Annotated in this window: 31 protein-coding genes; 6 read left to right on the top strand and 25 right to left on the bottom strand. The window is 58.6% G+C overall.

The window, feature by feature from the left end; genetic code table 11:
- Positions 1 to 3 precede the first annotated feature (3 nt).
- From ALP40_RS14330 to ALP40_RS26200, 25 genes are all read right to left on the bottom strand, one after another.
- Positions 4 to 1,167, bottom strand: coding sequence for a phage tail sheath family protein (locus ALP40_RS14330; RefSeq protein ID WP_122208906.1), 1,164 nt, complete (start codon positions 1,165 to 1,167; stop codon positions 4 to 6).
- Positions 1,168 to 1,257: 90 nt separating this feature from the next.
- Positions 1,258 to 1,692 carry a phage tail assembly chaperone gene (locus ALP40_RS14325; RefSeq protein ID WP_122208905.1) on the bottom strand — a complete coding sequence of 145 codons (435 nt, stop codon included), beginning with the start codon at positions 1,690 to 1,692 and terminating at the stop codon, positions 1,258 to 1,260.
- A 6-nt stretch (positions 1,693 to 1,698) separates the two neighbouring features.
- The gene (locus tag ALP40_RS25865) at positions 1,699 to 2,997 is read right to left on the bottom strand and encodes a phage tail protein (RefSeq protein WP_258198122.1); all 1,299 of its coding nucleotides are present in this window, start codon (positions 2,995 to 2,997) and stop codon (positions 1,699 to 1,701) included.
- Entirely contained in the window at positions 2,994 to 3,599 is a 606-nt protein-coding gene (locus ALP40_RS14315; protein WP_122208904.1) for a phage tail protein I, read from the bottom strand. Before ALP40_RS14315 ends, ALP40_RS25865 begins: the two co-directional genes overlap by 4 nt.
- 1 nt (position 3,600) lies before the next feature.
- Positions 3,601 to 4,482, bottom strand: coding sequence for a baseplate J/gp47 family protein (locus tag ALP40_RS14310; RefSeq protein WP_122208903.1), 882 nt, complete (start codon positions 4,480 to 4,482; stop codon positions 3,601 to 3,603).
- Positions 4,479 to 4,805, bottom strand: coding sequence for a GPW/gp25 family protein (locus ALP40_RS14305; RefSeq protein WP_122208902.1), 327 nt, complete (start codon positions 4,803 to 4,805; stop codon positions 4,479 to 4,481). The genes ALP40_RS14310 and ALP40_RS14305 overlap by 4 nt, the downstream gene beginning before the upstream one ends.
- A gap of 4 nt (positions 4,806 to 4,809) precedes the next feature.
- Entirely contained in the window at positions 4,810 to 5,070 is a 261-nt protein-coding gene (locus ALP40_RS14300) for a hypothetical protein (protein WP_122208901.1), read from the bottom strand.
- A 42-nt stretch (positions 5,071 to 5,112) separates the two neighbouring features.
- Positions 5,113 to 5,697: a phage baseplate assembly protein V gene (locus tag ALP40_RS14295; RefSeq protein WP_122208900.1), complete on the bottom strand. Its 585-nt coding sequence runs from the start codon at positions 5,695 to 5,697 to the stop codon at positions 5,113 to 5,115.
- Positions 5,694 to 6,224, bottom strand: a complete 531-nt coding sequence (locus ALP40_RS14290; protein WP_122208899.1) for a hypothetical protein — start codon at positions 6,222 to 6,224, stop codon at positions 5,694 to 5,696. The genes ALP40_RS14295 and ALP40_RS14290 overlap by 4 nt, the downstream gene beginning before the upstream one ends.
- Positions 6,217 to 6,873 carry a hypothetical protein gene (locus tag ALP40_RS14285; RefSeq protein WP_122208898.1) on the bottom strand — a complete coding sequence of 219 codons (657 nt, stop codon included), beginning with the start codon at positions 6,871 to 6,873 and terminating at the stop codon, positions 6,217 to 6,219. The genes ALP40_RS14290 and ALP40_RS14285 overlap by 8 nt, the downstream gene beginning before the upstream one ends.
- A complete protein-coding gene (locus tag ALP40_RS14280; protein WP_122208897.1) occupies positions 6,870 to 7,184 on the bottom strand; it encodes a hypothetical protein in 315 nt (104 codons plus the stop codon). The genes ALP40_RS14285 and ALP40_RS14280 overlap by 4 nt, the downstream gene beginning before the upstream one ends.
- A gap of 2 nt (positions 7,185 to 7,186) precedes the next feature.
- The gene (locus tag ALP40_RS14275; protein ID WP_122208896.1) at positions 7,187 to 8,182 is read right to left on the bottom strand and encodes a major capsid protein; all 996 of its coding nucleotides are present in this window, start codon (positions 8,180 to 8,182) and stop codon (positions 7,187 to 7,189) included.
- Between the two features lie 87 nt (positions 8,183 to 8,269).
- Positions 8,270 to 8,614 (bottom strand): head decoration protein, encoded by a 345-nt coding sequence (locus ALP40_RS14270; protein ID WP_122208895.1) that lies wholly within the window; start codon positions 8,612 to 8,614, stop codon positions 8,270 to 8,272.
- On the bottom strand, positions 8,614 to 9,756 hold the full coding sequence (locus ALP40_RS14265) for a head maturation protease, ClpP-related (RefSeq protein WP_122208894.1): 1,143 nt from the start codon (positions 9,754 to 9,756) through the stop codon (positions 8,614 to 8,616). The genes ALP40_RS14270 and ALP40_RS14265 overlap by 1 nt, the downstream gene beginning before the upstream one ends.
- A complete protein-coding gene (locus ALP40_RS14260) occupies positions 9,753 to 11,234 on the bottom strand; it encodes a phage portal protein (RefSeq protein ID WP_122208893.1) in 1,482 nt (493 codons plus the stop codon). The genes ALP40_RS14265 and ALP40_RS14260 overlap by 4 nt, the downstream gene beginning before the upstream one ends.
- Positions 11,231 to 11,437, bottom strand: a complete 207-nt coding sequence (locus ALP40_RS14255; protein ID WP_004881104.1) for a phage head-tail joining protein — start codon at positions 11,435 to 11,437, stop codon at positions 11,231 to 11,233. Before ALP40_RS14255 ends, ALP40_RS14260 begins: the two co-directional genes overlap by 4 nt.
- 1 nt (position 11,438) lies before the next feature.
- Positions 11,439 to 13,469: a phage terminase large subunit family protein gene (locus ALP40_RS14250; protein WP_122208892.1), complete on the bottom strand. Its 2,031-nt coding sequence runs from the start codon at positions 13,467 to 13,469 to the stop codon at positions 11,439 to 11,441.
- 4 nt (positions 13,470 to 13,473) lie between these two features.
- Positions 13,474 to 14,043 carry a terminase small subunit gene (locus ALP40_RS14245; RefSeq protein ID WP_122208891.1) on the bottom strand — a complete coding sequence of 190 codons (570 nt, stop codon included), beginning with the start codon at positions 14,041 to 14,043 and terminating at the stop codon, positions 13,474 to 13,476.
- Between the two features lie 357 nt (positions 14,044 to 14,400).
- Complete coding sequence (locus ALP40_RS14235) at positions 14,401 to 14,787, bottom strand: hypothetical protein (RefSeq protein ID WP_122208890.1); 387 nt, start codon at positions 14,785 to 14,787, stop codon at positions 14,401 to 14,403.
- Positions 14,784 to 15,107 (bottom strand): phage holin, lambda family, encoded by a 324-nt coding sequence (locus ALP40_RS14230; RefSeq protein WP_122208889.1) that lies wholly within the window; start codon positions 15,105 to 15,107, stop codon positions 14,784 to 14,786. Before ALP40_RS14230 ends, ALP40_RS14235 begins: the two co-directional genes overlap by 4 nt.
- Before the next feature lie 253 nt (positions 15,108 to 15,360).
- On the bottom strand, positions 15,361 to 15,843 hold the full coding sequence (locus tag ALP40_RS14225) for a hypothetical protein (RefSeq protein WP_122208888.1): 483 nt from the start codon (positions 15,841 to 15,843) through the stop codon (positions 15,361 to 15,363).
- A 328-nt stretch (positions 15,844 to 16,171) separates the two neighbouring features.
- The gene (locus ALP40_RS14220; RefSeq protein ID WP_122208887.1) at positions 16,172 to 18,862 is read right to left on the bottom strand and encodes a bifunctional DNA primase/polymerase; all 2,691 of its coding nucleotides are present in this window, start codon (positions 18,860 to 18,862) and stop codon (positions 16,172 to 16,174) included.
- Positions 18,859 to 19,065: a TraR/DksA C4-type zinc finger protein gene (locus tag ALP40_RS14215; protein WP_122208886.1), complete on the bottom strand. Its 207-nt coding sequence runs from the start codon at positions 19,063 to 19,065 to the stop codon at positions 18,859 to 18,861. The genes ALP40_RS14220 and ALP40_RS14215 overlap by 4 nt, the downstream gene beginning before the upstream one ends.
- Positions 19,058 to 19,546 (bottom strand): phage regulatory CII family protein, encoded by a 489-nt coding sequence (locus ALP40_RS14210; protein WP_122208885.1) that lies wholly within the window; start codon positions 19,544 to 19,546, stop codon positions 19,058 to 19,060. The genes ALP40_RS14215 and ALP40_RS14210 overlap by 8 nt, the downstream gene beginning before the upstream one ends.
- Positions 19,547 to 19,773: 227 nt before the next feature.
- On the bottom strand, positions 19,774 to 20,013 hold the full coding sequence (locus ALP40_RS26200; protein WP_122208884.1) for a YdaS family helix-turn-helix protein: 240 nt from the start codon (positions 20,011 to 20,013) through the stop codon (positions 19,774 to 19,776).
- Positions 20,014 to 20,138: 125 nt separating this feature from the next.
- Here ALP40_RS26200 and ALP40_RS14200 point away from each other — a divergent pair, with 125 nt between their 5' ends.
- From ALP40_RS14200 to ALP40_RS14175, 6 genes are all read left to right on the top strand, one after another.
- Positions 20,139 to 20,897 (top strand): S24 family peptidase, encoded by a 759-nt coding sequence (locus ALP40_RS14200; RefSeq protein WP_122208883.1) that lies wholly within the window; start codon positions 20,139 to 20,141, stop codon positions 20,895 to 20,897.
- Positions 20,898 to 21,143: 246 nt separating this feature from the next.
- Positions 21,144 to 22,628: a HEPN domain-containing protein gene (locus ALP40_RS25405; protein ID WP_147478323.1), complete on the top strand. Its 1,485-nt coding sequence runs from the start codon at positions 21,144 to 21,146 to the stop codon at positions 22,626 to 22,628.
- Positions 22,629 to 23,068: 440 nt separating this feature from the next.
- Complete coding sequence (locus tag ALP40_RS14190; RefSeq protein WP_122208881.1) at positions 23,069 to 23,641, top strand: deoxynucleotide monophosphate kinase; 573 nt, start codon at positions 23,069 to 23,071, stop codon at positions 23,639 to 23,641.
- Positions 23,642 to 23,651: 10 nt separating this feature from the next.
- A complete protein-coding gene (locus ALP40_RS14185) occupies positions 23,652 to 23,927 on the top strand; it encodes a hypothetical protein (RefSeq protein WP_122208880.1) in 276 nt (91 codons plus the stop codon).
- Complete coding sequence (locus tag ALP40_RS14180) at positions 23,924 to 24,298, top strand: hypothetical protein (protein WP_122208879.1); 375 nt, start codon at positions 23,924 to 23,926, stop codon at positions 24,296 to 24,298. Before ALP40_RS14185 ends, ALP40_RS14180 begins: the two co-directional genes overlap by 4 nt.
- Positions 24,295 to 24,537, top strand: coding sequence for a pyocin activator PrtN family protein (locus tag ALP40_RS14175; protein ID WP_122208878.1), 243 nt, complete (start codon positions 24,295 to 24,297; stop codon positions 24,535 to 24,537). The genes ALP40_RS14180 and ALP40_RS14175 overlap by 4 nt, the downstream gene beginning before the upstream one ends.
- The last annotated feature ends 42 nt before the right edge of the window (positions 24,538 to 24,579 follow it).

Below are 24,579 nucleotides of genomic sequence, written 5' to 3'. Positions count from 1 at the left end.
TCCTTAAGCAGCAGAGTCGAGCACTTCGGTCAGCCATTGGTTGGTGACTTCAACGCGGAAGTTGGGGTTTTCGGCAGGCGGTACGTCGGTGAAACGAATGTTCCAGTACACCTTGCCCTGCTCCAGCTGGCTGGCCGTGTTCAGCTCGGTGTCCGCGAACACTTCAAAGTTGATGATCGCCCCCTGATTTTTCAGATCACGCATGAACGCCTGCAGGCCCTCTGTCACGTCCTTGATATAGGTCGCAGTGATCGAGCGGTCGACGGCCCACTTGTGCCCGTAGAGGATCGCGTCCATGACGATGTCCATCGTGCGTACACGGGTGACGAACGCCCACTTGGGGTCGCTGCTCAGGGTGCGGTTGCCCCACAGGCGGTAACCGTCGTCGCGGATGATTGTCGCGATGTTGGCGTTGTTGAGCAGGTTGGCCCGGCACGTTTCGTCGCCGTCCAGAAACTCGATGGGCCGCGTGGTGCCGGTGATCCCCGCGAACTCTTTGTTGGACGGCGACGCCCAGAATCCGTACTCGGCGTCGGTCCAGGCAAACAAGCCCGCCACCCAGGCAGAACCCGGTGCGTCAATCGTTGCGCTAGCAACGGTGTCCCAGTACTGGACGCCAGGGTCGACCATGAAAGAACGTTTGCCGCCGAAGTTCTTGGCGTAGGCCATAACCGCTTCGTCGGTGGTGTTGGGACCATCGAAGATGGGCAGCGCACGGAGCTTGTCGGCGAGTGCCGCCATTGCGGTGCCGACCGCCAGAGTCGCGCTGTGCTTGGGCGCAATCAGCAAACGCGGCTGGGCATTGAAGCGGCTTTTCCCATCCAGCAGTGCCTGGAGCCCGGTGCGGGTGCCGTCAGCTTTCACGCCGCCGATGATGGCCGAAGTTTGCTGGGCCGGGTCATCCAGCTTCGCGACGCCACATGCAACGATTACCGCCTTGGCTTTCACGTAGATCGCCTGACAGGCTTTGGTAATAGCCGAGTCGGGACCAAATGCAGCGATAGCTTCACGCTCGGTCGTGATCAGTACGAGGTCGTTGACTTTGGCACTGCGCGCAGGCGCTTCGGTAAACGTGTCGACCAGACCGATGATCGAGGAAGTAGGCAACGAGATGGTACGTGCGCCGGTGTCGACGTTCGTCATAGTCACGCCGTGGAAGAAACTCATAAGACGATCTCCAGAAACGGAAAAACCCCGCAAAGCGAGGTTATGTTTTTTTGCTGTGCAGGGAAAAAACGCCCGGGCAGTGCGGGGCATTCAGAGGGCTTGAGCAGCCATCCAGTCTGGAGGCGAAGGGCGATGCGTCGCATAAGGAAACTGTGCGCCTTGGGGCCAGTCACGCAGCGCCTTGCGGAACGTCAGCAGCTCGACGTATTGGTCAGCGGTCAATGTCAGAACGTCGCCCAGATCTATTTCATCTCGATGACGGCCGGTCAGCCATTGGGTAGCCGTCAACTGGCCGTCCCGCCAGACGCGCTCAACAGCGGCCAACTCAACCACAGACTGATCGGGCGGAGGCTCAAGTACGCCATCAATAACAACCCACCCCACTTGCGGTCTGGGTGCAAGTGATGTCACGTCAATGACCTCGATGTCGTTTTCATTGAATTCTGGCAGATCCGCCTGAGTAAAAATCCAGACAACCCGAGCAGTTTGAATATGGGCATACCAATGCCCTTTTTGCGTTTTCATTGCCGTTTACCACCTGATTGAGATAAAGCCATCGGTACCGGCACCGCCAGCCCAGTTAATAGAGCCGCCAGCGCCACCAGCCCCAAAGCCCGTGCCCTGATAACCGGAGGCTGCACGGGAAGCACCGCCCGACCCGAACAAAGTCGATCCGCCTGCACCACCCAACGCAAACGAATCGCCGCCCGGCTGGCCGCCCCAGCCACCAGGACCGCCGAACCCCATGCCGTTTTTCGATCCGGCAACGCCCCCTGGCAACGTGAAGACAGCACCCAAACTGGTCAGAGAACCCCCGACGCCATCGGAATTAACTGCCCCGCCAGCACCACCTTTGCCGATGGTCACCGCGTAGACTTTCCCCGGTTCAACGGCGTAGCGCTGATCACGTAGGCATGCGCCACCACCACCGCCCTGACCGGTATTTGTCGATCCATTTGAACCAGCGCCGCCCGCCCCGCCGCCACAGGCATTGACCAGGATTTCCGTGACGCCTGCTGGGCATGTCCAACTACCGTTAGCGGTAAACATTGCGAATCGCTTCGGTTGCGCGACCGCTTGAAACACCCGAAGCGGTGTCATCAGTTTGGTGTCATTCGTCCCCAGTTCAGCCTCGGCCTGACTGGCCTGTGCGCCGCGCATTTTTTTAGGCGTCACGATGGTCGCGTCATTCACGCCAGCGGACACCTGATCCTGCGTCGATATTTTGGCCCAGCCTGATGCGGTCTCCGTGGCCTGACGCACCACCTTGGCAATCGCCTGGAACACCCGAAGCGCCGTCATGATCAGGGTGCTGTCTTCGCCTTTCTCAGCGTCCGCCTGACTGGCTCGGCCCGTAAGGCCGTCGACGTATTCACGGGTGGCCAGTACGACGGCCGGGTCAATCTTGAGCGTGATCACCCCAGAGTTCGTCACAATGAAATTCATCCGCACAACCTGAGTCCGCCCCGAGCCTTGGGACAGCACCGGCTTAAAGCTAGGCGCACAATTAGCAACCGCAACCAGATCCCCATCCGCGTCATAGAGCCCTATTTCGCGAATCCATTTGCCGCCTTCATCGGCGGGGATGATCTGCTCGGCAATGATCACGGCTTCGTTGGCCGGATCGATCTTGAGTTGATTCAACGGACGGCGTCGCCATTCGTTAATCAGCTTCGTTTGCAGCCTGTCTGGCACCGGGTCCGTGCCGTTGGCATCACCGACGCCCATGTGTGTGAGCAACCAGGGAATGCCAAGCGCATCGGCATTCGCCTGCTTGGCCTCACCCACTTTCGTGAGGATGGCAAAGAACTGCGAGTTCGCATCGATCATGGGTAAACATCCAGAGTATCAATTGAGATTTCACGCCCAGCCACGCCGAGGGTGCCGGTGACTTCAATGTCGCGCATGACAGGCGGGTAGACGTCGATGACGTCGCCTTCGTACAAGGCGACAGCAATATTCAAGGCACCCTTGCTTTCAAGGCTGATGGCCAGCCCCGTCAGGTGCCGACTGACCGGCTTGGCATCGTCAATCAACGCGGTCAGTTCGTAATACATCTCTTCCGTGATACCGGTATCCAGCACCCCGACCACCAGGGCGAACGTGCCTGGCACGCCTTCCGGTACGGTTTGCCACCATTCCATCACTTCAATCAGGTAACCCAGTGGCTCGACCACGCGACGAATCGCCCCAATCGTGCCTTTGTGTTCGTGAATGTAGAACGACGCGCTAATGGCAGCCCGCTTGACTGGCTCGGCCCACTCCTCATCCCAGCGGTCGACAGACCAGGCCCAGGCAAGGTGATAAAGCAGGTGCGCGGGACACGTCTGCGGGTTGTACAAAGTACGGAGCGGGATCTGTGTAGTTTCATCCGTGGCCGCTTCGATGGCCCGCTCAAGCGAGGTGCTGTTGAGAGGTAGCAAACTCGGCATCTCAACGCCCTCGGGTGACAGTCAGGGCTTCGCACCATGCGGCCTGGGCCTTGGAAGGACTGATATCCATCCAGCCTTGCAGGTCCACCCTGCTGACACCTTCGATATGCAACTGTGCATCTACGCCGGAGCGGGCGACTTCAAGGCCAAGGCGACGTCTGGGGTTGACCCAGGACTGCAAACGCCTCCGGCACTCGGCCAGCGTCGCTTCAGTCTCAGGCCCGCTCCCAATCATGTGCACGACTGCGTTGATCCGATACGGCAGTATCTGCGCGCTTTGTACCGTCAGCCGGTCACCCAATGGCCGCACGTCGTCGTCGCTGAGATTCTGTCGAACCGTTTCAAGCAGCCCCTCAGACGCTGCGCCGCTTCCCTCCAATGCGAGAACCGTGACAACCACTACCGCCGGAGATGGGCTCTCAGCGGTTGCATCAGCGACCAGACCGGATGCGTTGCGGGCATGCAGGATGTAGCTGTTACGGGGACCAGCCGTCGTCAGCCCCTCATACGCCAACTGAACCCGTTCCCGTAACGCATCATCCTCTTCCAAGACCTGCATCACAGGGGGTACCGCGCTCAGGTCCTGTGCCTGGACAACCAGCCGTTTAAGATGGACGTTTGCCGCCAACTGATCCAGGTCGCCCTTCTGTGCGTAGGCCAACATCAACGACTTGGCTGCATCATTGACCCGAGCGCGGTTTTGCAGTCGACGGTACGCCCCCAGTTCCAGCAGCTTGGTGACCGGATCGCTCTCAAGCATCGCGGTCCAGTCGTCCCCCAAGTAATCACGGAAAGCGCTCAGCTCTCCCTGATAGACCTCTTCGAAGTCCAGATCCTCCAGCACCTGCGGCGCGGGCAGGGCCGACAACTCGATCAGGCTCATGCCGTCACCTCCAGTACCGCGTTGTCACCCAGGTAGACCCCGGTCAGTTGCAATGTGACCTGCCCGTTCAGAACCGCAATTACCCGGACACGCTCAAGGCGCAAGCGCGGTTCCCAGCGTGAGAGTGATCTTGCGACCTCGGCTTGCACCGCACTCTTCCAGCCATCATTTACGGGTAAGTCGACGAAGCGTCGAATCTTGCTGCCGTAATCAGGCCGCATGCGACGGCTGCCTATGGGCGTGCTCAGGATGTCTTCGATGGACTGCCGCAGGTGCGCCAGGCCTGAGACGGGCTGACCGGTACGGCGATCCATTCCGATCATGGGCTTACTCCAACGGCTCAAGGTCCGGGTGCTGATGCAGGCAGTCCAGCGCAGCAGTATCGTCTGCCGGAACGGTGACTTGTCCTGCAACAACAGCCAGTGTGCGGTTATCCGTAAGGATAAGCGTCCGCGAGGTGTAGAGCTTGTCGCGATAGGTACGCGTCGCAGGTGCAAATGCCGAGGGTGGCGATGCCAGCTGGGCCACCGGCTTCGACTGGCGCACGCCCTCATCGACAGAGGATGTATCGTTTTTGACAGTCGCCATTTCGTTTCTCCAGACAGTAAAAAGCCCGCAATGCGGGCCGGGTCAGTGCTTGTGGTTTGCGGTGTTGCCACCGGTGTCGATGATTTTCCCAGCGCCCAAAATATCTTTGGCGACTTTGAGTGTTCCGGTGATCAAGACTTCGCCGTCCAGCGTGATGGTCCCTGCCTTGGCGGTTATCGTCCCGGAGGTTGCGGTGATTGATTCGTCAGTCACGATGGCAGAGCTTGCACCGACGTTGATCGCCACCGTGCCGCTGGGCAGATCAATCGTGTAAGTTTTGGCCTGCCAGTCGTAGATCAGCGAACCGCCGTCGTCGAAGCGCCAAACCTCGACGTGATCGCGGTTATCAGGCTGAGCACCCGCGCTTCCATACAGCCCCGGAACGAACGTGCCTTGTGACACATCGCCGCTGGCACTGAACAGCGTGCCCTGCTCGTTCAGTGAAGGTGCCCGCCAATGTCGGGCCTTGCCAGCTGCCACACTGTGCCAGCGCACCCATGCGCTGACCCAATTGCCGTCAGACACGCGGCACACCGGAGGGGAAGCGGTTAGATCTAGCGCAACGACGTAGCAGTCCTTGACCACTCCAGCCAGCATGCGGTCGTGTTCTGCTGTGGCGTAACTCATGTCGTGCCCTCGGGCGCTTGGTAACTGTCCTCGCGCCCCGTACCTGTGTCCGGGCTGAACGCGAACACTAATGTGCCAGGCGGCTCATTGGGCCACGGCCACTCCTCGTTACCGAGATAGATACCCTGCGTCCACTCGACGACCCAGACCGCGTAGCCGTCAAGCTCTGGGCGTGACCAATCCTGTGCAGCCCGCACGAACTCAGCAGGTTCAACTTCAAGCCCCCAGGTCTGCAGCCTCAGCAGAACGGCCAACTGAGTAGCCGCGAAAGCAGCCTGTTGCTGACATTGATCGCGCTCGGACCCTACGATAACGCGTGCTTCGAAGCGGGCGACCAGGGCGGTTTCACCTGTGCCCTGATCGATGCCCGGCTCAAACTCCACCAGCTCGATCAACACGGCGGGCACTGCCACCTGCTGAAGCATGTCCGGCATGGTGCCGACATACTCAAGCCCAGCAATCGCTGCCCTGATGTGCTGCTCGATAGCTTCGTACAGTGAATCAAGATTGAAGGTTTCGTCAGACACGGGCGGCTCCTTTCAAGTACTTCTGCATCTCGAAGTTGAATTCCTGCTTGAGGATTTCCATCAGGCGTTCATCGGCCCGCTTCACCCAGCTGTCAAAGTGCGGCCGGGCCTCTTCCAGCGACACCTTGGCTTTGGCCAACGGGAAGCGGCTGCCGTTTTCTTCGATGAAGCCGGAGCGCCGCTTGCCCTGTCGGGTCTCCGCGTATTCGCCTGCGTCAAAGTGTTTGCTCGCGGTACGAATCCAGATGTCAGGACTGCCACCGTAGACCGTCTTGAAGAACGCACCCTGAAAGCGCCGACCAGCCACCGTTACGCCGGTACGACTCTGCCGCGCACGGCCGATCCGACTGGCAGAAATGGCATCCAGCCCGAACCAGAGCTTGCCGCGCATCGCACCGCTGTTTACCGGATAGGCCCGAAGGCGTTGCCGGACGGCCGCAACCGCGATGCGCTCCTGCCGACCAACAGCCCTGGCGATGTGCGTGCGCAACCAACGAAGCGTCTTGTTAATGGCACGCCGCTGGGCCGCTACCGCCGCGTTGGGAACCGCCGCAGCAAAGTCCTTGAATGCATTCAGATCGGCTGCCGAAGGCTGCAGCGTAATCACGCCGTCGCGGACCGATTGCTTGTAAAAGCTGCCGACGCTCATGGGTTGATTCTCAGGATGAGGGTGACCAACGCGTCCCCGCCAGGCTCTTGGCGGATCAGCGTGTAAGTACCGCCGCCGTCTTGCACCGGAAGATCAATGCGCACTTGCTGCCGCTCCTGCACGCCCTGTGCATCCGCAACACGGATGACCAGGTGCGGCTCACGAAGCCCGGTGTTGATGCGGCCCAGCTTGGGTTGAAGCCAGGGTGCCGAGAACATGCCTGACACTTCGCGCCCCTCAATGAATGCTGCGTCGCTCAACACGTCGAACACAGCGTTATCAAGGGTCCCGATCAGCTCGCGGAACGCCATGACTACAGGGTCAAACGGATCTGCGCCCGTGGTCGGGTGCAGAGGTGCAGCGGGTTGGACTGGGCCTCACCTGCGACGCCTTTACCGAACGGCAGCGTTTCCAGCTTGCTGTAGTACGGGATGCCCTGCGTGTTGACGGTTTCCATGTAGTCCGCAGGCGCGAAGGCCGAGATGTACAGGTCTGGCACGCCTTCAGGGACGAGCAGAGCTTCGTCGTCGTGGACGAAGGAGATACCGGCGACCTTGCCACGGTAGCGCTCCCAGACGATGCCGCCGAACTCGAAGCTTTCACGGGCATCACCGCGCAGCTCCGATGCCTGTGTGGAGTTCAGGTAGGTTTCTTTAACCGACTTGTGAACGATGATCTTGTTCCAGAAGTTCTTGCCGCAGAACGCACGCGAACCGGTGCTGGTGACGCTGCCGAGCGCGTCCTCTTGCATGTCCAGCGCCTCACCCGCCTTGACGCGCAACTCGGTGCCTGCGTCGTTGAGGCTCATGGACAGGCTTTGACGCTGAACGCCGAAAGCCGAGTAGATATCCAGCAGCGGTGTCTTGCCATCAGCGTCCAGCACCAGGCCATTCAACGCGCCCATTCGCTGGAATTCGTGAGTTGCATCCAGCTGACGACGGGCTTTTGCCAAACGGGTATTGATCACGTCCTGGACGGCCTGCAGCTCAGTGCGAGAACCGAATGCGCGGATGCCCTGAATCTCATCAGCCCGGATAGTGAAACGCTCAGGCAGGTGCACGGTATTGAACGGAATCATGCGACGCTTCGTGCCGGTGACCACAAAACCGGAACTGCCACGTTCACCGGCCGGAACCAACGCCAGGGTGTCGCCGTCCTTTTCGATCTGCACGGTCAGGGTCGCGATGCCCTCTTCCTGGAACAGGCCAAGTCCGCTGATGCGGCCAGGCAGGTAGGGTTGTTCGTTGATCGCAGCAGTCAGGGTCGCAACGCTGAATGCTTCGTCGTCAAAAATGGCGATGTCGGCCATGTGGGTGTTCTCCAAAAAGACGAAACCCCGCTCAGGGCGGGGTCAGATAAACAGGGGCATTGAGCCGGGATTTGAAACGGGGATGGTTCAGCGAATGATGATGAACTGCTTGGCGAGCGCTTTCTCGGCATCCAGATCAAGACCGGTCAGCAGCGTTTCCGCGACCTCGGCCAGTCGTACGACGGCGCGACCGCGGCGAACGATGTCGGACTCTGGAAGCGGAGCGAACAGGATCGCTGCGGCGATCTCGCTCCCGTCTTCAGCGGCCGGGTCGTAGGGTGCGAACTCACCGGACGCCGTGACCAGCCCCAGCAGTTGTCCCGCGTTCAGGGCTTCGCTCGCGGCCACGTTGATCGATTCTCGCGAGATGTTTCCGGCACCTTCGGAAAGAAGGAATTCACCGGCATGGATGGGCTCCATTTTGATGGTCATTAGCGCGCTCCTGTAGAGGTCTGTTTCTTGCCGTTATGCGCCGCCCTGCGGGCCGCGTAGATATCCTGATGGTCAGGCTGCCGGGCCTGAACCTTGGCGGGTGGGTCGTCCTGCAGCGGCAGGCTGTTGTCGATCTCAAACCCCTTGCCGCTGCTGACCAGCTTGTCGAACAAGCGTGCCTGCACGGCCTCCTTGCCCAGACCGGCAGTGACGAATTCAGCGGTCAGCTCCGGCAGCCGAGCTGCAACGCAGAGGTCGCGCACGCACTTGGCCTGGGTGATCGCCGCCTGCACGGTGGCTTGGTCCGCAAGCTTGGTGGATGCAATCAGCGGCTCGATCAGATTGTTGATGCCCGCCGCGCCACACGCCTTCGTGATCATCAATGCCAGTGCAGAGGCATCAGCCGGTTCAGGATCAGTCGGAGGATCGTCCTGATCAGGTTCGGGCTCCACCGCATTGAGCTGGTCCAACAAGGCCTTGGGGGTCTGTCGATATCGTTGCATGGCAGCACCCTGGCCTAGGCACGCCTTGACCTCAACGCCGTTGCCGATCTCGTCCGCCAGCCCCAAGGCCAAGGCTTCCTGCGCTGTCAGCCAGGTTTCTGCATTGACCATGCGCCGCAGCTCGACCTCATCGATGTCCGGCGACTTTGCCTTGTAGGCCGCGATGATGGCTTCAAGCGTCTGATCGAGCACATCGGCAACCTTTCGCAGGCCTTCCGCATCCCCGGCGATGTAAGTCCAAGGGTTATGGATCATGAACATGGCATTGGACGCCATGACCACCCGGTGAGCGCCACAGGCAGCGACGCTCCCGGCACTGGCTGCCAGCGCATCGATCCGCGCCGTACAGCGCTCACCCAGCCGATTCAACGCATTGTGAATCGCCAGCCCGTCGAACAGGTCGCCGCCGATGGTGTTGAACGCGGCCACGATGGGAGACACGCCGTCGTCAATGGCTTTCAGATCCTGGATGAACTGGTTGGCCGTGATACCCCAGCCGCCGATCTCACCGTAGATGTAGATCTCGATGGTGGTCTGCTCAGCCAGTGTTTCGGCCTTGATGCGATACCAGTTCTGGTCCTCGACCGGCAAGGCCACCGGAGCCTTGTTGAAAATGCGAAACGGCAACAGCGGTTTCATGGGTTCTCCTTTTCGTCGGGGTCCTCATCGAACTCCGACAAGGTGCTGTAGTTGAGGCCCAGCCCACGGGCGCGAGCCGCGTCTGCGGCGTTTTCTTCATCCACGATTTCCGCGTCAGTGCCGGTGCGCAGGCACATCTCACTGCGTGAGGCGAGCCCGGCGTTGATCTCCATCGTTCGGGACTGAACGTCCTGCACTGGGTGGATATAGGACCAGCCTTGCGGAACCCAGCGGGTGCGCAGGTATTCGCGACGACGCTTTGCGTAATCGTCCAGCTCCAGCGCTCCGGAAAGGACCGCCATGTCCATCCAAGCGGCACGTACAGGACGGCACAGCTGGTGGACATACACGCTGAACTGCAGCTGCTCCAGACGTCGCCGAAACTCGTTGAGCACGACACGAATGCTGCGGTCGTTGACGCCCCGCATATCGCCGGTCATCAGCTCGTAAGGCAGCCCTGCCCCAGCGGCTGCCGCCATCAGTTGCTGACGCATGAAGTCGGGATAGTTGTTGCCGCCATCGGGCGGTGTCGAGAACTCGACCTCTTCCCCCGGTAACAGCTCCTGCATCGTGCCGGGCTCCAGTGCGACCATCGGCGTGAAGCCATCGCCACCGGTTTGAAGCGGTGCGCCGGTCAGCGGGTCCAGCATTGGCGGGCCGTCGGCCGCTGGCTTGCGGATGAACCCGGCAAACAGATTGGCCACCTCCTGTCGGAACAGCACGGCATCGTCGTAGTTGTCCAAGCTGCGCAGGCGCTTGAGCACCGGCGCTAGCCTGGGAACGCCACGTAACTGGCCGGGCTCCACCGGCTCGAAGATGTGCAACATCTGGCTGGCCGGGATCCGCACCAGCATGTTGTAGCCTGCGTTTAGTGCGGCCATGTCGCTGGGATGTGAGCGATAACACCAGTACGCAACACGCTGTCCCATAGGGTTGAACTCAATCCCGGCGCGGATGATGTTGCCGGTGCTGGTGGTTTCAAACTTGTCATGCGGGACGAACTCCGGAGCCAGGCACTGCAACTGCAGCGGCACCGCGAAACCTTCATCGGCTCGCCGGGGGCGCAACCTTACAAAGCACTCGCCTGACTGCTCGACCGTCCGGGCGATTAGCGCCTGCTGCCCGTAGAAGTCGGTCAGTTGGTCCGCATCGGATTCATCCACCCAGTCTTCCCACAGTTCCTGAAAGATCCGCCGTAACGCTTTGTCGTCCGTTCTGGGCTGTGGCGTGATCCCGGTGCCGATCAGGTTGCTGACCCGGCGATCAATCGCATTGGCTGCGTAGGGATCGTTGCGCACTGCAGCCCGTGAACGGGAACGCAGGTTGCGCAACGCAGGCATGATCAGGCTGTTGACGCCCGTGTCCGGTGCATCCCAGGTAGCCGACCGGCGACCATCGGCAGCACCCTCGTAGCTGGCCTTGATGCGTTCCGGCACCAGAAATCCCGAGCGGGACAGCGTGGGGTAGCGTGTGGTCACAGGCCTTTGCCCCCATGATAGATCCGGATCACCCGAGAGCGAGGCCCGGCCGCGTTGGTAAGGCTGGTGCGGATCAGATCCCGTGCCTGAATCAGCTCATCCACAGAGCGATACTCGACCGTTCGGTCCGCGTACCGCACGATCTTTTCGCCACGCCCTATCGCCGCCTCGACGGCGTCAAGATGCTTCTGGGTATAGGCCATATCAACGTCTCTTCAGATAGCCGCTGTTGGAAGCGCGGCGTTGCGGGGGTTGCGGGGGTTGCGATGCTGGACGTGCCGGTGACTGAGCAACGGCAGCCTGAGGTTGTGGTCGCGGTTCAGGCGTAGGAGCTGGGCGGTGCTGAACGCTCACGCGCTCGGCGGCCGGGGCGCTGGCCTGACCCGCCTCGTCGAACAGACCGGCTTGGGCCAATGCATTCTTGAGCCGTGCCCAGTCGTGCTCGCCGTAGCGATGCAGGCCCAGGTAATGAGCCATCGCCAGGCTGTACACCAACAGGTCGAGCGCCTCGTTTCGTTCCGCCTTGCCCTTGACCCACTCGATGCGCTTGAAGCCTTTCACATACCGGGCGACCTTGCGCTCGGCAACGCACTGTGCAAAGAAGTCGGCAGGCAGGTCCCTGGCGAAGTGCAGCGCACCGGGTCCGCTTTCCAGTTGATAGCGGTTGTAGATCCAGTCCTTGGCTGTGTCGGTACCGACCATCCAGAGCTCGGCACCATTGCGTTCGGTCTGTCCTTTCCACGTCACGTCGACCAACGATGGCCGCTGTGCGATCACTGGCTTGCCGGACTTGCTCGCACCCTTGATGGCGAAAATGTTCCGCCAGCGTCGAACGCGACAAAACTGGTAGACCTCATGGGTGTGGTGTCCACCGGAGTCGACGCCCGTTGCGAGGATCGCCAGGCTGACGCCACACGGATGCCGGTAGCGTTCCTTGAGCTTTTCATCCAGCACCAGCCAGGTGCGGTCGTCAGCAGGGTCGCCCATGATCACCTGAAAATCGACGATCCAGCGCTCCATCCCTTCGCCCCACCCCACCACCATCATCTCCAGCCGGTTGGCCTGAACGTCCACAGACGCCGTGAGCGACAGCACACCAGCGGGCATGGAACCCAGCACGTAGTTTTCCAGCAAGGCTCGGGCCTGCAACACATCGGCTTTGGTCTGCTCTTGAGCACTGTCCCAGACCTTGGCGAGACGGGTGTTATAGAACACCTGCATCGGTTCAAGGTCGCCACGGTCCTGAGCCTTTTTGGCCTTCTCATATTGCTTGGCGAGCGTGACCCAACTGGTCCAACCAAGGGGTGCATACAACGCGTTCAGGTGAAAGCCGACGGTCTCCCCGTCGCCCTCGGCGTGTGAGCGCCACTCACCTTGGGCCAACATCTCGCCCTTGTGATGTTCCTCGATCAGAACATCGCAATCGGAACCGGCGCACTGGTAATGAACGGTGCTGAAATCGGGCGAATACAGCAGCCGCTCCCACTCCAGAACCTGCCGGTGACCACAAGTCGGGCAAGGCACGTAGTAATAGCGCTGGTCGCTCGTCTCAAACAGATCAGCGATCCGTGACGCACCCTTGATGGTGGGCGAGCTGGAGAAGTAAAACTTGGCGTTGCGCCCGAACGTACTGCCGCGTGTTTCCGCCAGCTCAATCGGGTCGCCCTCTTCGTCGACGTCCACGTCCCAGCGGTCGACCTCGTCCCCGTAGACGAATCGTGCCGACAGCTCAGCGAGGTTGGCGGCCGAGCCTGCCGTAGTGGCATACAGCGCACCGCCCTCAAACTCTTTGGTGTCTATCGTGTTGCGCGCATCACGCGAGCGCGCTGACGCGACACGGTCCCGCAGCACCGGCGTGGCGCTGATCGTCTTGCTGATCCTCGCCGACACACGCCGAGCCAGGCTCAGGCTGGGCAGCAAGGTCAGGATGTTCGACGGTGACATGTGGATCAGTGCGCCGATCCAGTTCAGCGCGATCTGGGTTTTCATTAGCTGCGAAGCCACCATCGTAACCACACGCTTGCAAGGGTGTGCCGGGGACAGGCAACGCATGGGCTCACGCGCATAAGGCGTGCGGGCCGTGCGGTATTGGCCGGGCTCTGCTGCGCCAGTGTCACGCGGGATGCGCATGAACTCATCAGCCCACTCATCGACCCAGAGTTCGGGGTCGGGCTCAAGCCCACGGTAATACGCCTCGCGGTACACCTCGGCACCGTCTGCGTATCCAGTGGGCATAGGTCTATTTCTCAGTCATAGCGTGATCAAGGTCAGCGGTAGCCATACGGGCAGCGTCATCGAATACCCGTCGGAACGCGGCCGTCAGGTGCTTTTCGATTTGCCAGGGATCGCTCATACCTGCCAGCTCGGGAGCCAGTTGCGGAGACAGGCCGAACATCAGGTCGCGGACCGTGCGCCCGGCGGTGTAAGCCGCCTTGTTCACGGCTTCCCGCACCACCAGATTCCCCTGCACCTTGTGAAACTCGGCCTCGGCCAGCTGCGCCAGGTAGTACTCGCGATGCGCCCTGGCCTTCTGAAAGTCCGGGCCTTTGCCGGGCTGCTGAATCGGAGCAGTCTCGGCAGTCGGTACCAACTCGCTGTAGACGCCCCGGTCAACGCGGGCCTCTTCATGGCGGGCGGCGACAGCAGCTTTACTGGGGTCTGCCGACTCGGCCAGCAGAGCCTCGGTCGCCTCCAGCTCTACCTTGCCGTCTGGTGTGAGCACCAGCCGCTCTTGCTTGGCGAGTTTAGAAACGTACGATTTGGCCCAGCCGCGCCGTGCAGCAAACTCCGACTTGCTGATAAAGGTCATGATTGAATGTCCTGTTCACCCAATGAATACGGGAGGTTAACCAGTTCACCCAGTTCACTAAGCTGGTGAATTGCCCGCTAACGAAGAACCGCGAGTCTGCAGCCCCGTATGGTCCAAATAACCCCAGGGTCCCCCGCCGTTTGGGGGCTGGCGGGAGAATCCGGACGGCCGAACCGGCCCGATTCCCGCCAAACCGGCGGCCTCTTGGGCTACTTGCTCTGGCTGCGCTGGATCTGTGCGTCGACCTGATCAGCGCAGGTATCAAGCAGCTTGATGGCCTGATCCTTCAGCTCCCACACGTCGCCGTTCGAATGCAGCACAGCCTCGTCCGCATCGATACGTTCGCAAGGGATCAGCTCAGGGGGTTCGATTCGAACGGCTGACGTTTTTGTTACCACCACCGGCTTTGCCGCGCAGGCCGTCAGGCAAAGGCTGAGAAGCCCAATCACGAACCGGCTTGCTGTTGCGCTTGAGGTCTTCAAAGTCTTTCCTCGCCTGTTTGGCTTTGTCTTCGCTGGCCTTGATCCGTTGGTTCAGATCTTTCAGGTAGGCCGCGTTGCGCTGGGCTTCTGCCCGTAGTGTGGTGATGGTGGCTTCGCTTTCGAGATTGGCGTCGAGCGCTTTCTTCTTGGCAGTGGCCTCAACTTCTACAGCACCGCGCAATGCGACGATCTGGTAGTGCTGAATGCCAACGAGCAGTAAGCCCACCAGCGTGATAATGATTGCAGCCGCGATGGCTTTCATAGGGAGTCCACCTTGCGGCCAATGAATCGTGAGACCAGTTCGCGAATGGCGGTAACGCCAAGAAAGCCAATCGTTCCGCCTGCCGCTACCGACAGGCTGGGGGGCCAGGTCATCCACTCGATCAGGCTGGACGCGACCAGGCTCAGGGAGCCGCAAATCAACGCCTCAAAGAAGATCCGGCGTTTGCTGGTTTCTTTTGCGTCGTAAAGGATGCGCAGTAGAGAAACGATGATGGCCATGATCAGGCCCTGCATTGATGGGTTTGAAATGGCCGCGAGGAACCGCGCCCACGTATCTGGTTTGTCGGGCATGGTCCGCATCCGGTTGCCACCCTTCTGGGGGGAGCTGAAATGAAAAACCCCGCCGAAGCGGGGTTGGGAACAGCCTTGGGGATGGCTGGTTGAAGCATGCACAGCAGGTGCTCTGGGTACGATTCAGGCGCAAATCGCAGATCATGCCCACGTTGTACCGGCGTTCGGAAAAACCGAAAAGGGCTGTTTAAAGGTTGGTCACGATCCGACCACAATGCAACATCAATACGACCACAATGCGACAACTTACCCGGACGAACGGTTACAGCGCCCGTGGGATCAGCATCGCCTTCGAACCGCCTGTAGCAACCTTCAGATGACGGTCGGCTTGCTGTCCGATTGTGTAGCCTCGGGTTGATCCACTCCGCAGTGTCAGAATCAACAGGACTTGCTGATGCAACCGAGCAACCCAGTTGCGGTATGTGCGATCAGCCCCTTCCGCGATCCCGACCGCTCTCATCTGCTCGCGAACCGTGGTGAGGTTGCAGTAGCGATCCCGCGCCAGGCGTGCGAGAGGTGCGCGGCCTGACCGTTCGAGTTCAGCCACCGCTGCCTGCACCTCACTGGCAACGTGGTCAATGCCGCATCCCGCACCGCCCAGCACACGCGAACCCGGCGTGCCACGCGGTGGTGCGCCGCCCCATTCGATGATCGCCCCCATCTGACTGCCCAATCCACCGCCCTGGCCGCGCTCTCGCGTCTGCTCGCCCCAATGCACCATCAACGCTTCGATTTCCTTGATCACTGCCCTTTCCTCTCGAAATCTGAACCCAACACACAAATCACCCAAGCCAACACAGACCCAACACAGTCAAAAATCTTTAAAAACAATGCATTAAAAAGAAGTGTGTTAGGTGTGTTGGGTTTGTCGGGTTTATTGGTTCTCGCATGGGAAAAAATTGAATGGTGTTTGAACGATCTAAATAACGTCACGCATGCGCGCACGCGACGCCAAACCCAACACACCCAACACACACGTCTGCACGCCGCGAAAAATGGGCGTTCAGCCTGTGTCGGGTAGCCGACACCAACCCAGCAAAGACCCAACACACCCGACACACATTGAGAGGCACTCATGCTGCAGCCGCCTTCATATGGTCCCAGCTGTCCACGTTCCATCCCGCAAGCCGCGCCTTGGCCCGCCACGCTTCGACGGCGATGCCCAAGTCCGGCGCTCTCATTGATGGGGGCAGGGAAGCCTCAGGATCGTCAGGCACAAAGAAAGCGCCGAAGCGCCGATCATTGCGCTCAGTCCAGGGTATTGACCGGGTCTTTTCCACCTCCGAGCTGATGAACAGCGAGAACTTCGTCTGACTCATCACATGCTCTTTGTTGCGCTGGCACCATTCGAGGAACAAGGCGTACAGGTCGGTCGAAAGGCATGCACCCCAAAGACCTCGACCCAATTCGCCATACCGCCAGAGATGCAGAAACGTCTGCCACCCTGCCCGGCTGAGTGCGACCAATCGCTCACGTGAAGCCGTGCTAGGCGGTCGTGTGCGTTCATTGAAGTCACCCAGATCCACGCGCAGCAGCCAGCCATAGAGGGCAGCAACGCCACCGTTGTCCAACTCGTGCCCGATGGCTTTCTGTCGGGCGATCGGCAAGGTTTCCATGGGCCACATCACCAGCATTCGCCGGTCGCTGTCGCTGATCGGCCACGGCAGGATCTCGTTGCTGAGGAACACCGCATTCATGTGGTTGGCCTCCTCCCAGCCATTGATGAACTTGGACTCCATGCGAACCGTCTTGCCGGTGACCAGGTGTTTGATCTTGCCGACCTGGTTGTACCGCTGATCCCGGCTGACCACCTCCTCGAACACGGCCCACATTTTGCGGCTCTGCCAAGCGTTGAAGTTGCTCTCCAGCTGCGTCTGACCAACCGTTGCGGCGTACTGCCCGTAAAGCGCGCCAAACGTATCGGCGAACAACAGGCTTTTACCCGATCCCTCCATAGTGGAGTGCATGAGCACCGCCGTGTCCATCTTGGCCCCGAGGTGCTGCAACGGATACGCAAGCCACCGCGTCAGCCACAGAGCAGCCGCCTCGTCGTGATTGCAGAGGAACGAGATCAACCACCGCAGATTGGCGCACGCCGCGTCGTCATTGACCGGCTCCAAGGGCAGCCCGTCAAACGTATTGATGTAGATGCTGGGGTCCTTCGTCATGGTTGGGTCGAAAACGATGTGCTCAACGTCCACCACCCGCCGCTCGCTGCTATTCAGCCAGAGCGCGTATGTGTCACCCAAGGCCATCTTGACGGCACCCTCGGCGATCCGCCGCTTCTTCTCTCGATCCCAAACGTCTTTAGTGCCGTCGATGTAGACGTAACGTTCCGTGGGCCGCATGCCGAGCGCACCGCCCTTCTTGCCCGCCATTTTCCGGGCCTGCTCGATGTCCTTCACCTGATCATCAGCGATCAGCTTCTTGTCCGTCGCGTCGAGCCACAGTTTGGCAATAGGCTTGCCAACCCGCGCCTCAAAAGCAGACTTCTTCATCACCCTGGACTTGTCGAAGTCCCACACATGCGTCGTACCTTCCACCAGCGCAAAACGCCGTAGTACCTGTTCAATGGTCAGCTCCTCCCCCGCCCCCCCGTCAGGTGCAGGAGCCGCCTCGCTGGGCGCAGGTGCTGCCGCTTCTGGCGGGTCGCTCTCCCCAGTTGGGGCGGGGGGAAGATCGCTTGCGCTTGGCCGGGTGGATTGCATACCGAGCATCCGCGCCGCTTCCTTGACCGCCCTGGACTGATCACCACCGTGCTCGAGCAGACAGAAAACCTCGAATGCGTCGTTCTGGTGCCCGTTGGCCAGAGGATCAGCGGCATGGTGCGAGTACACTTTGCCCTCAGCAACCGTGACACCGGGCAGCCCGGTGCTGCTTTGCGGGTACAGCCACTTGCCGCCGCGCTTGATGTAACCGTGGGCGCGCAGCATCTCTTCGATATCGTGGCAGTTGTTGAATTCGTCAATCACGGACGGCCGGTTACCGGATGCAGGCGCAGGCTTGGGTTTAGACTTTTGCTTGCCTGCAGGCTTCGTATCCTTTGGCAACCAAGGACACGCAGCCTCAGCACCGCGCTTGAAGACGTCCCAGTTATTCCAGACATTCAGCAAATCGCCGATCAGGACCGGGAGCCCGGAGGCGTCCGGCGGAGTGCGCCAGGTATATGGCTGCCCGGTGCCTGGGTGTATGGATGGCGGCAGCACGTCTTGCACCAAGCCTGCACGCAGTTCGAACACCGTGAACCGTTTGTAATTCTCTGCATCCGCTCGATACAGCGCTTCTCTCGCGGTGTCGCCCGCTTCCCGAGCTGCGTTCGCCTTCAGCATGATCGACTTGTGCTTTGAGCCGTCTGGATCATTTTCATTGGGCCAGGACAATGAATGGCGCGTCAGCTCCAGCCCTTCCGGCACTTGAAACAGCACGCGGAAGCGCAGCGGGTTGCCAACGACACTCGGGAACGCCAAAGCGAGCGCGTCCAGATCAAGGCCCAGCAGCTCATACAGGACAAACCGCGTCCATTGCACATCATCCACATCGAGCGAGCACACACGGCTAGGCCCCAAAACAACGCCGAGGTTGTGGTTCGGATTCTTCGTCCAGAACGCCTCGGCCTTGTCGGGATCGACGATGTACTTGCCGGGCTGATTCCAGCCCTTCCCTTTCGGGCCTTTTTCACCCGGTTGAATCGGTACTAAAGCAAAGTTGAAGGTTTCACAGTAGCGGCGTGCCCAAGCGGAAAGCGGGACTGGACGATCACTCATCTACGCTGCTCCCGCAGCGACTGACAGTGGATGCACGTCTCACAGCCCTCTATTGCGGCACGACGCGGCTCGGGAATTGGATCGTCACAGTCTTCACAAAAATGCGCACTCACCATGCTGGAGGGGATTCGGCGTTGCCGAAACAAAGCGACGTCCAGCAAGTACTGCGCCTGCTCGGTAGCGCGGTCGATATCGTCAGCCATTTGCGCGATCCTCCATCGCCTGACGAGCGCCGGCCATAATGCCAAGCACCGCACGGATGATGTCGTTGCCCTGCTTTTCCAGCAGAGCGACCTCGTGCAACTCCCACACACCGTCGGCCGCGCCGTTGTGCATACCTGAAACGAACTCGCCTGTTTCGGTCAGCAGCTTGCCGACCGACTTGAGCGCATCCTGTGTAGCAGCGACCGGCTCTGGCTGGTACCAGACGGCCGCGGCTGGACGCATCAAGGCGTCCAGCAGAAGCGGGCTGCCTGTCAGCCGAATGACGTCTTCCAGCTCATCTGGATTCAGCCAGCGCCGTTCCTCATCCAGCTTCAGTTTTTTCTGGAGGGCGTCGTTTTCCAACACCATGTCATGGGCAAGCGCGGTAACTCCGCCCTTGTAGTCGCGACCGGCGCGGTAAAGCGCCTGACGCAACGAAAGCACCTGACCAGCGTCAGGTAAAAGATCCATGCGACTCATAACCGTAAAATCCCCGTTTACGGTGTAGCCATAGAATCGGGCACGCCCTATCCTACGACCACGACCGATGTGCTGTGCTAAACGTGCTGTGCGGCACGGTTCGTCGTTCTAGCCAACCAGGTGATTCTTGTGGTGAGAGGACCTGGTCGGCGGAGTTGGCAGTGTTTTGCACTACCTTTGCCGGGTCGGAGGAATCTTGTGGTGAGAGGTCTCCGACCCTGCGGCTTTTAAGCAGCGTGAACGCTACAGTGTTCCATGGGGTTGCCAAATACGTCGGGCCGCAGTCTGTACCTTGATACACCAGTGAAAATTTCGGCTCGAAGGACCAGCTCTGCAGGCAGCGTTCCCCGCTTGATCCAATATGAAACGATTTGCTGCGAGACCAGCCTTTCAGACGATGACATAGCTGCAGCGAACGCAACCTGCCCACTGGCTGCCTCTACAGCCTCAAGAAGCGCGATACGCATATCCTGCGATGGGGTCATAGAAACCTCGAGGTAAGAAGATCAGAGGCAAATTTACAGGCTAATTTGTAATTTTGCAACAAGCCATCCTGTTGGAGCTTGTACAAATTACTTTGTAAGATCAGAAAATGAAAAAATCAAAGCGTCCCCCATCCCCTGCCGCCGTTCTCTTCAAAGCAAAAAGAAAAGCGCTCAAGCTGAGTCAGTCTGCACTTGCTGATAAGGTTAGAGAGCTATTAGGTCCTGAAGACACCTTCACTCAGCAAACGTACGCCGCTTTCGAATCAGGGGTTGCCCAGAACACTAGGTTCGCTCTACAGATTGCCCAAGTGCTTGGCGTTACACTCACTCAACTGACTTTACCCTCCCCGAGCTCAACAGACCCACACCCGCTTGAGCAGCCAGAGGCCGTGCTGCTGGGAGCGATCGAGGTTTGGGATGACGAAACCCCGCTAGACACTGACGAAGTGGAAGTACCGCTTCTGAAGGAGGTCGAGCTGTCGGCGGGGAATGGCAGCTTGGTTATTCAACAGCACTCCAGCGCCAAACTGCGCTTCGGGAAGGTCACTCTTCGCAGACAGGGCATTGAGCCTGCAGCCGTAATTTGTGTTTCCGTGTCTGGCTCTAGTATGGAGCCGGTTCTTCCCAATGGAAGTACTGTAGGTGTCGACCAGAGTAAAAAAGACATCAAGGATGGCGATATTTACGCACTTAGCCACAACGATCACCTCCGGATAAAGATGCTTTACCGGCTACCCTCCGGAGGAATTAGAATGCGAAGCTTTAATCGGGACGAGTACCCGGACGAAGAATATACGCCAGAAAAAATCGAACTTGAAGACATTAAAATCCTTGGCAGAGTGTTCTGGTACTCAGTCTTAAGATAATCAAACCGTCTATGAACGCGGCTAAAATTTACTGCATCCAGCAATTTCTACATTTACAAAACTAGCTGAATCACATAACTCTTCTGGTTTTTGAATCCACAGTGGATACAGCCGAAAACCTTCAGCTAAGTTTACGCGCAGCCTGAGAGAAATGAATCTGTAAACGACTCAAACCCAAAAAAGTCGGCAACTCGGAATTAGACCATAAGAACTCAGGAAATCAGCACCTACAAAAAGGGGATTCATGTGTCAAATACTGAAAAAATACTTTGCTGCTTTACATTGGGCGGTCAACAATACCTAAGTGAACTCCTATTAGACGCAGAGAAATCATCTTTAAATCTTCATAGTCGGCATCAAATACCATACGACCCGGAGCCCCACTCACTCTACGGTGAATCCCTAGACTATCAGAAAATCAGCCTTTTCGAATGCGTAGGCGATCCGCCAGATTCCGCAGGCCTGTATCCGGATATCGCGCACACAAGATCATCCTTCCCTCACTACGCAGTGCTAGGACAACGTCACATAGCGGAGAATGAAAAGGCTTTCAAATCCATATCATTCCGTACCGACGATCTCGAATTAGTTTTTGCCAACCAAGGGTTATTTGGCTCTGCGGCCCATGCCCCTGACCATCAAAACCTAAAAGCGTGGTTGGAAAGTTGCTCTCCTAACGCAAATATTACGTCAAATAACGACCACATACCTTTTCATCATGCAGCCGATCAAAATTTTGTTGAGCACGACATATCTGTCGGTTTTTTCTCAGTGGCGGTCGAATTGAAAGCAACTGCGAATAGTTATAAAGAAATACATTACGTGAAGACTACAGTTGCAACACTACGGTTCAAGGAACGCAAATCCCTGACTGAAGCACTCGACGGAATTATAGTAGCGCAGCACTTCTTTACAATTATCGCCGGCCGTTATCAGGGAGTTCACAGCTTACTAGCAGACGTGGAAAATCCGAAGCTTTCAGTATCGCAAAACGAATCAGATAAGATGAGAATCCATTGGAGCTTCGCTCCCACATGCAGCACGCACTTGGCCAGTAATCTTAGGGATATACCCGTCACTCCCCAGGTAGACAGCGATGAATTCTATACCCTGTTCCGACAATGGTCGGAGCGACATGACAGGTGGTTGCCAGCCAGACTAAGAATCATTAATTGGCAAAAAGCCGGGAGAGTATTCGATGAAAATCGACTGGTCGCAGCGGCGAATGCTTTCGATATCCTTCCTTACTCAGCATATCCGGAAACAGGTGATTTATCGGAAGAAACTCTTGAAGCAAGGCGCCAGTGTAAAGCATTGATCCGAGCACTCAGGTCAGGCCCCGAAAGAGAACAGGCTCTAAACACACTTTCCTTTTGGGGAGGAAAAAATCTCAAATTAAAAGTACTCAGTAGATCTAAAATCATTCACGACTCCTTTGGTGATTATTTCGTAGATTTAGATTTAGTACTGACAACCGCTATTAACATGAGAAATTATTTTGTACATGGAACCAATAAGTTTGGTTATGAACATTACGAGCATCTGATGCCGTTTTTGACAGATGCTCTAGAGTTCGCTTTCATCGCCTCCGACCTAATAGAGTGTGGATGGAATGCAAAGCAATGGTCTTCAAAATACCTCGGATATTCACATCCTCTTGCCGCTTTCTATCGCCGCTACACCTCTGAACTCGGTAATTTTGTACTTGCAAAACAAAATGCGCAAAAATGAGATAACGGCTTGGCAGATAGCTGTCCAGTGTCTGCGACAGACGAGCATGGCCTCTAAACAGGATGATATTGCGAATAGCATGAGCGATGGATGGCGTTGGAATGGTAGACCTGGAACCGTCTTGTAGACACGAGCTGTCTGCATGCAGAAACGACGCATCCGCAAAATACAAGCAATACTGTTGACTAAATTACAAACTAGATTGTAATCTGGGCTCGTACCCCCTCTCACCACAGAGTACGAGCAATGCAAACGACACAGCACAGCACCCGCTGCCAGGTGTTCCTCCACCCGGCAGCCGCCTCCAATCCCAAAGCTATAGCAGCCATCCAGAGCCATACCGGCCTCATCGTGGTTGTGCACCCAAAATTCTGCGCGTTGGAGGAAATCGCTGCTGCGAAGGCAGCCGATGAGCTTGGCCCTTGGGGAGGTGATGCAGCATGAAGCAGCTCCTGATCGGCCTCACCGGCCCTGCCCGCTCTGGCAAAACCACCGCGGCCAATCATTTGGCCCGCGAGCATGGCCTGGAGTGCTATGCGTTCGCAGACCCTTTGCGTGACGGCATCATGGCCATCTTCAACCTCAGCCCCGAGGACCTTGACGGAGATAAGAAAGAAGAACCGATTGCCTGGCTGGGTCGGTCACCCCGCCAATTGATGCAACTGCTCGGCACCGAGTGGGGCCGCCACATGATCAGCGCCAATCTCTGGATTGACCTTGCCGAACAAAACCTCGACTGCCTAAGCGCAGTGTTCGACAACGTGCCGGGCTTTGTCGTAAGCGACGTGCGCTTCGAAAACGAGGCCGACTTCATCCGCAAGCGCGGGGGAACAGTCATCCACCTGTCACGCCCCGACGCAGCCGAAGTTAATCCGCACATCAGCGAAGCGGGCGTCTCAATCCACCCGGACGACTTGATCCTGCCCAACGAAAGCGGCGTGCAGGAACTGTTGGGCATGCTGGACGAGCTGTACCACGTCATCCGCTCACGCGGCTTGCTGGCAGTGGCCTGAGGCAGCACTCATGAACAGAACTCTGGACGCGACAGCAGCAATGCTTGGCCTCAAGCCACGTGCATTTCGGACCAAGTTGCGCGAACTCGGCGTATTGACCCAGGCCGGTGAGCTTGCGCTCAAGCACCACGACCGAGGCTATCTGTATGTGGAGCCGCGCAGCCGCTGGAACAAAAACATCCACGCCTACAGCCACTATGCCGTTGTGATGGTCAAGGGGCCGGGCGTCACCTGGCTTGCCGAACAACTGGGCATCACCTCCACGACAAAGGACGCAGCAGCATGACTTTGAACGCAATCACTCACGCCGTAGGCGCCCTGAAAATGGTTCCTATGCACCTGAACCATCCCACCATTGTCAGCCGCTCCACGCTGATCGGCGCGACGACAGAAGCCTTGAGCATGCTGGAAGACCTACCGCCGGTGACCGCTGAACTTGCAGAGGTGTTTCGCATGGTCGAATCCGTTCTGCTTGAAGGCCAAGTCGCGTATGTCACCCCCACCCGCTGTCCAGAGCGCCCATACGGTGCAGTGGTGGCAGATGCAAAGGGACGGCTGTGCGCCACCGCCACGGGCAAATCCAAGGAGGGACTGGCGGAGTTGATCCGCCTTCAGTTGGTGCCCCAAGAGGAGGGGCACGGGGAGGATGCTGCGTGAGCGAAACGCTAAACCAGCTCCGCGATCAATTCGCCACGCCCTGCCCCACCCTGAGCACCGTGCGGGAACGCTACTTCTCGCACATCTCGAGTGATCGATACCTGCTTCGCAAGATCAACGCAGGTCGTATCAATCTCAAGGTGACCCGGCTGGGAGGATCGAACAAGGGCCAGCCAGTGGTCTACCTGCACGATCTGGCTGCTTACCTCGATGCACAGGCTAAGTCCAAAGCGGCCTGATTCAAAGGTGGTCACTGCCTCCCAGTGACATCAACCAGAGGC

Origin of the sequence: Pseudomonas viridiflava (genome assembly GCF_003702045.1) — a bacterium.
GTDB lineage: Bacteria > Pseudomonadota > Gammaproteobacteria > Pseudomonadales > Pseudomonadaceae > Aquipseudomonas > Aquipseudomonas viridiflava_C.
This window is presented reverse-complemented; position numbering and strand designations above follow the sequence as displayed.

Bases quoted from the DNA above. Each gene is read 5' to 3' on its own strand.
- ALP40_RS14330 (WP_122208906.1), bottom strand. From the start codon at position 1,167: ATGAGTTTCTTCCACGGCGTGACTATGACGAACGTCGACACCGGCGCA.
- ALP40_RS14325 (WP_122208905.1), bottom strand. From the start codon at position 1,692: ATGAAAACGCAAAAAGGGCATTGGTATGCCCATATTCAAACTGCTCGG.
- ALP40_RS25865 (WP_258198122.1), bottom strand. From the start codon at position 2,997: ATGATCGATGCGAACTCGCAGTTCTTTGCCATCCTCACGAAAGTGGGT.
- ALP40_RS14315 (WP_122208904.1), bottom strand. From the start codon at position 3,599: ATGCCGAGTTTGCTACCTCTCAACAGCACCTCGCTTGAGCGGGCCATC.
- ALP40_RS14310 (WP_122208903.1), bottom strand. From the start codon at position 4,482: ATGAGCCTGATCGAGTTGTCGGCCCTGCCCGCGCCGCAGGTGCTGGAG.
- ALP40_RS14305 (WP_122208902.1), bottom strand. From the start codon at position 4,805: ATGATCGGAATGGATCGCCGTACCGGTCAGCCCGTCTCAGGCCTGGCG.
- ALP40_RS14300 (WP_122208901.1), bottom strand. From the start codon at position 5,070: ATGGCGACTGTCAAAAACGATACATCCTCTGTCGATGAGGGCGTGCGC.
- ALP40_RS14295 (WP_122208900.1), bottom strand. From the start codon at position 5,697: ATGAGTTACGCCACAGCAGAACACGACCGCATGCTGGCTGGAGTGGTC.
- ALP40_RS14285 (WP_122208898.1), bottom strand. From the start codon at position 6,873: ATGAGCGTCGGCAGCTTTTACAAGCAATCGGTCCGCGACGGCGTGATT.
- ALP40_RS14280 (WP_122208897.1), bottom strand. From the start codon at position 7,184: ATGGCGTTCCGCGAGCTGATCGGGACCCTTGATAACGCTGTGTTCGAC.
- ALP40_RS14275 (WP_122208896.1), bottom strand. From the start codon at position 8,182: ATGGCCGACATCGCCATTTTTGACGACGAAGCATTCAGCGTTGCGACC.
- ALP40_RS14270 (WP_122208895.1), bottom strand. From the start codon at position 8,614: ATGACCATCAAAATGGAGCCCATCCATGCCGGTGAATTCCTTCTTTCC.
- ALP40_RS14265 (WP_122208894.1), bottom strand. From the start codon at position 9,756: ATGAAACCGCTGTTGCCGTTTCGCATTTTCAACAAGGCTCCGGTGGCC.
- ALP40_RS14255 (WP_004881104.1), bottom strand. From the start codon at position 11,437: ATGGCCTATACCCAGAAGCATCTTGACGCCGTCGAGGCGGCGATAGGG.
- ALP40_RS14250 (WP_122208892.1), bottom strand. From the start codon at position 13,469: ATGCCCACTGGATACGCAGACGGTGCCGAGGTGTACCGCGAGGCGTAT.
- ALP40_RS14245 (WP_122208891.1), bottom strand. From the start codon at position 14,043: ATGACCTTTATCAGCAAGTCGGAGTTTGCTGCACGGCGCGGCTGGGCC.
- ALP40_RS14235 (WP_122208890.1), bottom strand. From the start codon at position 14,787: ATGAAAGCCATCGCGGCTGCAATCATTATCACGCTGGTGGGCTTACTG.
- ALP40_RS14230 (WP_122208889.1), bottom strand. From the start codon at position 15,107: ATGCGGACCATGCCCGACAAACCAGATACGTGGGCGCGGTTCCTCGCG.
- ALP40_RS14220 (WP_122208887.1), bottom strand. From the start codon at position 18,862: ATGAGTGATCGTCCAGTCCCGCTTTCCGCTTGGGCACGCCGCTACTGT.
- ALP40_RS14215 (WP_122208886.1), bottom strand. From the start codon at position 19,065: ATGGCTGACGATATCGACCGCGCTACCGAGCAGGCGCAGTACTTGCTG.
- ALP40_RS14210 (WP_122208885.1), bottom strand. From the start codon at position 19,546: ATGAGTCGCATGGATCTTTTACCTGACGCTGGTCAGGTGCTTTCGTTG.
- ALP40_RS26200 (WP_122208884.1), bottom strand. From the start codon at position 20,013: ATGCGTATCGCGCTTCTTGAGGCTGTAGAGGCAGCCAGTGGGCAGGTT.
- ALP40_RS14200 (WP_122208883.1), top strand. From the start codon at position 20,139: ATGAAAAAATCAAAGCGTCCCCCATCCCCTGCCGCCGTTCTCTTCAAA.
- ALP40_RS14190 (WP_122208881.1), top strand. From the start codon at position 23,069: ATGAAGCAGCTCCTGATCGGCCTCACCGGCCCTGCCCGCTCTGGCAAA.
- ALP40_RS14185 (WP_122208880.1), top strand. From the start codon at position 23,652: ATGAACAGAACTCTGGACGCGACAGCAGCAATGCTTGGCCTCAAGCCA.
- ALP40_RS14180 (WP_122208879.1), top strand. From the start codon at position 23,924: ATGACTTTGAACGCAATCACTCACGCCGTAGGCGCCCTGAAAATGGTT.